Raw genomic sequence first — 6,000 nt, forward strand, 5'->3', positions numbered from 1 at the left:
TATTATGGGAAAGATAGCAATTTTAACAGATTCAGGTAGTGAAATTACACCAAAAATAGCAGAAGAATACGGCATTGAATTGATGCCACTTCAAATAAACTACTCAGATGTATCCTACGATGATTATACTGTTGATCCTAAATATATATATGAAAATATAGATAGAGAAGTTCCAAAAACATCCATCCCATCTCTTGGAGATATCGTTAATAAATTAAATGAAATCAAAAATAAGGGATTTGACAAGATAATCTGCATTTCCATTTCTTCAAAATTAAGTGGAATGTACAATGCATTTATGCTTGCGAAAGACCAAGTGGAAGATGTGCAAGTGGAAGTATTTGATTCGAAAAATATTTCGATTGGAACAGGGTTTTTTGCAATATTTGCGAGAAAATTAATCGACGAAGGGTTATCTTTTGAATCTGTAATTGAAAAAATGAAACAAAAAATAAAAGATTCAGTACCAGTAATTACTTTGGATACTTTGAAATACTTGACATTAGGTGGTAGAATAGGTAAAATTACTGGGATCGTTGGTAATTTATTAAATTTGAAGCTTATAATATCTTGTAATGAAGACGGAGAATATTATACAGTAGAAAAAAATCGTGGTACAATGAAAAACATCAACCACGCTATTGATATAGTGAAAAAAGAATTAAATGGTATCAAAGACTATTATTTGGTTTTATTAAACGGTGATAATCAAAGCGCGATGGAAAAGGCCAAGGAAAGTATGAATGATTTAATTGAAGGAGCAAAGTTCTACTACGAAGGACAAATCGTTCCAACATTAAGTATCCATACTGGACCGGGATTATTTGGAATAGGATATTTTAAATTATAAATTAATAGGGGGCGAGTGAATGGGAAATAAAAAAAGTAACATAGAATTTATTACAAACGGAAATATCACGGATGTGATTTTTAAATTAAGTATCCCATTGATGATTAGCAACCTAATCAAAACCCTTTATGGTATAACTGACGGAATATATGTAGCTCAAATCAGTTCTGAAGATTATGCTGCGACATCTTTTACTTGGCCGGTGCTGTATTTGTTTATAGCAGTTGGCCTTGGGGTAAGTGTGGCAGCTACTTCTTTAATGAGTCAAAGACTTGGAGCTAGAAAACTAAAAGACTGTTCAATATACGCAGTTCACACTTTAATTCTCACGACAGTACTTGGAGTTTTCTTCAGTATTCTAGGGGTAATCACCGCACCATTTATTGTAAGGTGGATGGGAGCAACAGGCAGCTTTGAATACAAATCTTACATATTCCTTGCGATAAACTCTGTGGGGCTATTGTTCGATATGATATTTTTTGGATATCAATCGATACTCAATTCTCAAGGCAGAACTAAGTCTATGACTATTATTTCGACAATATCATCCATTACAAATGTCGTATTAGATCCATTCTTTATTTTTGATAATGTTTTGGGAATTCCAGGACTCAACATGGGGCTTGCAGGTGCTGCATGGGCGACAGTGTTATCTAAAGTATTGCTTGTAGTTTTTGCGATAAGAGTTGTCAAAAAAGAATCTGAAATCGAAGTTAATTTTAAAAACTTCAGACTAGATATGGGAATAATCAAACACATATTCTCCATCGCAATTCCTGCATCACTTGGATCAAGTGGAGAGGCTATTGGTTTTACTGTTCTTAATGGATTTATCCAATCATACGGTACAACTACACTTGCCGCATTTTCAATGGGCAACAGATTGTCCGATATATTCAACCAAGGGGCTATAGGAATTGGAATGGCTCTTACATCAATCACTGGACAAAATATGGGAGCAGGTAAAAAAGAAAGAAGTAAGGATATTTTCAAAAGGGCAAATGTTATAATAACTTTCTTCTCTTTAGCTTCTGCGATAATAATATTATTATTCAAAGATCAATTGCTATCCATATTTATCAAAGATCGTTCAGATATTGAACTTTGGAGACAAGCGAGTGAGTACATGTACTTCTCAGCGATAATTACATTTTTCATGGGATATTTCTCAGCGATTAATGGTTTCTTCCAAGGTGTTGGGAAAACAAAGCTTACAATGTATTTGTCACTTGCAAGATTGTGGGTTTTAAGACTTCCACTTATTATGTTATTAAAGAGTTTGACAAATCTTGGTTCTACAGGAATTTGGATATCTATGTTAGTGTCAAATGCTCTGACAGTTATTGTGGGATTTATTATTTACAAACGAGGTAGATGGGAAAGATAAGGCTGATGTTTAACATCGGTCTTTTTTTATTGAGAAAATCTATATATTACAAAAATTAAATAATATTTGTAAATTTCAATTTGAAATCAAATAAACAAAAAAGCGTTGATATATTAACGATAACTGGCATAAATTGTAAAATAATTTTAAAATCTTTATCAAACCATTATTTTTATAAATTTTGAAAAGAACACAATAAACCTTAGAATTTACAGAAAAAATTGATATATAGGATAATACAATAAATAAGACATGATGAAAACGATAGTATCAATTAAATATCATTGTCTATTATAAGACAATATGATAAGATTAGTGTGACAAAAATATATAAAGGAGATGTTGAAATGATTAAAAGCTTAATCGCTTTAGTTGTAGCTTTCTTATTGTGCGTAGTTATCGATCGTTTGAAGAAAAAAGGTACTTCATTCATGATTAGAATTTTATTAGCTACAGCAATGGGTGCTATAGTAGGACTTATTTTCAAAGGAAGCACTGACTATGTAGCAATATTTGGTCGTGTATTTGCAAGTTTATTACAAGCATTTGTAATTCCACTATTATTATTCTCAATTATAACTACAGTTGCATCCTTGGAAAGCTCAGAAAAATTGAGATCAATGGGTGGCAAAACAATCGCAATTTTAGCTTTACACAATGTTTTAGCTGCTATATTGTCTATAATTTTAGGTAAATTAGTAAACATAGGAATGAATGCAAATATCAAAATGGATGTTGCAGATAAGGTTAAGGAAGTTCCACCTTTTGCAGACGTATTTGTAAGTTTCTTCCCTAAAAACATTATTGACAGTATGAGTCACAACAAAATCGTGCCTATAGTAATTTTTGCAATTATCATCGGTATTGTTGTACTTAGATACACTAACAAGGAAGAAATCAAACCATTCTTAGATTTCGTTGAAGCTGGTAATAAAGTAATGAACAAAGTAATCGGAGAAATCATTGAATTCACTCCTTATGCAGTTCTTTCTTTATTAGCTAACCAAGTAGCTACATTGGATTTATCATTTGTTAAATCATTATTATTCTTATTATTAATGGTTTATGTAGCATGTTTGTTCCACACATTCATCACTACTTCAGCAATGATGAGTTTGATTGCACACATCAATCCATTCAAGTTCCAACGTAAATTCTTCCCAGCATGGTTGATAGCATTTACTACACAAAGTTCAATTGGATCTTTACCAGCAAACATTAAAGAACAAGAAGACATGGGAACTCCAACAGAAATTGCATCATTTGCAGGATCAATCGGTACTACATTTGGTATGCCAGGTTGTGCAGCAGTATGGCCAATTTTATTAGCGATGTTTACAATTAACGCTCTTAATATTCCATTCTCTGCTACTCAATATTTAATCATGGTTGGTTCATGCTTGTTCGCTTCAATGGGAACAGTAGGGGTACCAGGAACAGGAACAATTCAAGCTACAGCAATCTTTGCTACAATGGGATTGCCAGTTGAAATGATTTTAGTATTAAGCCCAATCCAAGGTGTTGCAGATATGGCACGTACTTCAACTAACGTTCACGCAGGTGGATCTACTGGTGTTATGGTAGCAGCTATGCAACACGATTTAGATATGGAAAAATATAATGCATAATTGATTAAAAATGGAAGCATTTTGTTAGTTACAAAATAGCTTCTATTTTTTTGTGATTTCAGTTGAAAATACAATTATTTTGTTCAAAATAAGTTTAGCTTAAAAGATTAATTGGGTATTAATATAAAGATGAAGGCATACTAATTATGATTGAAGGTATCAATAGGAGGAATTTATGAAAGATAATAAGAAAGACAAAGATATGAAAATGGATAAGGATTCTGTAGCTTACATGCAAAAAGGACCTTCCGTAAAAAACGGTCTAGGTGAAAATTTGCCATCAGAAAACGATGAAGTAAAAGACCCTCATCTTAGAAGAGCATCAGGTCAACCAGTTGATAACAACTACGATTCAATGACTTCTGGAAAAAGAGGACACATATCTATGCAAGATGTTTGGCTTTTTGAAAAACAAACACATTTTAATAGAGAAGTAATTCCAGAAAGAAGAATGCATGCTAAAGGTTGGGGAGCCTGGGGAGAATTCACTGTAACAGATGATATAACAAAATACACTAAGGCGAAGATTTTCAGTGAAGTAGGAAAGAAAACAAAAATGTTTGCAAGATTTTCCACTGTAGCTGGAGAAAGAGGAGCTACAGACGCTGACAGAGATATCCGTGGGTTTGCACTTAGATTTTACACAGAAGATGGAAATTGGGATGTAGTTGGCAATAATACTCCTGTATTCTTTTTAAGAGACCCAATGAATTTCATAGATTTAAACCACGCTGTTAAAAGAGACCCACAAACAAACAGAAAATCAGCGAATACAAATTGGGATTTTTGGACTTCACTTCCAGAAGCATTACACCAAGTGACGATTACTATGAGTGATAGAGGAATTCCTTCTTCATTTAGATTTATGCACGGATTCAGCTCTCACGCTTATAGTTTTATAAACGCAGATGATGAAAGAGTGTGGGTGAAATTCCATTTTAGAAGTCAACAAGGTATCCAAAACTTGACAGACCAAGAAGCAGACATGGTTAATGCGAAAGATCCAGATTCAAATGGAACAGATTTGTTTGAAGCCATTGAAAAAGGAGACTATCCAAAATGGAAGATGTATGTTCAAATAATGACTGAAAAACAAGCGGATGAGCTTGAATATAATCCATTTGATTTGACTAAAGTATGGTACAAAAAAGATTTTCCATTGATTCCTGTTGGAGAATTTGAACTTAATAAAAATCCTGATAATTATTACCAAGATGTTGAGCAAGCTGGATTTAGTCCGTCAAATAACGTTCCAGGCATAGGATTTTCACCAGATAGAATGCTACAAGCAAGACTATTCTTCTATAATGATGCACAAAATTATAGACTTGGTGTAAATCACCATCAAATTCCTGTAAACAGTCCATTAGGAGTTGAAAATCCTCACGATTATCACCGCGATGGAAGAATGAGAGTAGATGGAAATAAAGGTTCTGAAATATCAATTACTCCAAACAGTTATGGAGCATGGAAAGATCATCGTGAATTTGAACTTCCTGCTGACAAAGGTGGAGATTCTCAAAGATATGACTTCAGAGAAGACGACCATGATTACTTCACACAACCAGGAATGCTTTTTAGAGCGATGACTCCTGAACAACAATTAGTATTATTTGAAAATACTGCTAGAAATATGGAAGATTCAACGCTTCAAATCAAGTACAGACACATCAACCATTGTTATCAAGCTGATCCTGAATATGGAAAAGGCGTAGCAGAAACTTTGGGAATTGATATAAATGATGTTGATTTAACTCCATTGGAATCTAAATCGAGAGAAGAATGGGAAAAGGATCAAGAAAAATATAAAGAATTACAAAAACCAACTAAACCAGCTGATCCAAAATCAGCAAAAGACTTACCTGAAGAAGGCAGAGATACAAATGTAGAAGATCCAAAAACTTTATCAGATCCAGAAAACGACCCATATTTATTATAAATAATTGAAATTAATGATATCAAAGTATGATATTTGTTTCATTATAAACCAAAAGGATAGGCAGCCTTGTGACCTGAACCCGTAAACACGGAATAATTTAATAATATTTTAAGCGGAATGTAATCTGTACATAACAGGGGACATTCCGTTTAATTTTGTTTTAATTCTATCTTCATTGTACCATCTAATATATTTT

Annotated in this window: 5 protein-coding genes; 4 read left to right on the top strand and 1 reads right to left on the bottom strand. The window is 33.1% G+C overall.

What is annotated here, in order from left to right:
- Positions 1-4: 4 nt before the first annotated feature.
- The 4 genes from ACU68U_RS03430 (at position 5) to ACU68U_RS03445 (ending at position 5,804) form a co-directional block, all read left to right on the top strand.
- On the top strand, positions 5-850 hold the full coding sequence (locus tag ACU68U_RS03430; RefSeq protein ID WP_446762762.1) for a DegV family protein: 846 nt from the start codon (positions 5-7) through the stop codon (positions 848-850).
- A gap of 19 nt (positions 851-869) precedes the next feature.
- Complete coding sequence (locus tag ACU68U_RS03435) at positions 870-2,237, top strand: MATE family efflux transporter (RefSeq protein WP_446762763.1); 1,368 nt, start codon at positions 870-872, stop codon at positions 2,235-2,237.
- Between the two features lie 347 nt (positions 2,238-2,584).
- Positions 2,585-3,865: a dicarboxylate/amino acid:cation symporter gene (locus ACU68U_RS03440; protein WP_446762764.1), complete on the top strand. Its 1,281-nt coding sequence runs from the start codon at positions 2,585-2,587 to the stop codon at positions 3,863-3,865.
- A 175-nt stretch (positions 3,866-4,040) separates the two neighbouring features.
- Positions 4,041-5,804: a catalase gene (locus ACU68U_RS03445; protein ID WP_446762765.1), complete on the top strand. Its 1,764-nt coding sequence runs from the start codon at positions 4,041-4,043 to the stop codon at positions 5,802-5,804.
- 108 nt (positions 5,805-5,912) lie between these two features.
- Here the strand turns inward: ACU68U_RS03445 and ACU68U_RS03450 are convergent, their stop codons facing one another.
- Entirely contained in the window at positions 5,913-5,993 is an 81-nt protein-coding gene (locus tag ACU68U_RS03450) for an IS3 family transposase (RefSeq protein WP_414731760.1), read from the bottom strand.
- Between the last annotated feature and the right edge of the window lie 7 nt (positions 5,994-6,000).

It is taken from the genome of Finegoldia sp. P3-F-LR (assembly GCF_052932165.1).

Bases quoted from the DNA above. Each gene is read 5' to 3' on its own strand.
- ACU68U_RS03430 (WP_446762762.1), top strand. From the start codon at position 5: ATGGGAAAGATAGCAATTTTAACAGATTCAGGTAGTGAAATTACACCA.
- ACU68U_RS03435 (WP_446762763.1), top strand. From the start codon at position 870: ATGGGAAATAAAAAAAGTAACATAGAATTTATTACAAACGGAAATATC.
- ACU68U_RS03440 (WP_446762764.1), top strand. From the start codon at position 2,585: ATGATTAAAAGCTTAATCGCTTTAGTTGTAGCTTTCTTATTGTGCGTA.
- ACU68U_RS03445 (WP_446762765.1), top strand. From the start codon at position 4,041: ATGAAAGATAATAAGAAAGACAAAGATATGAAAATGGATAAGGATTCT.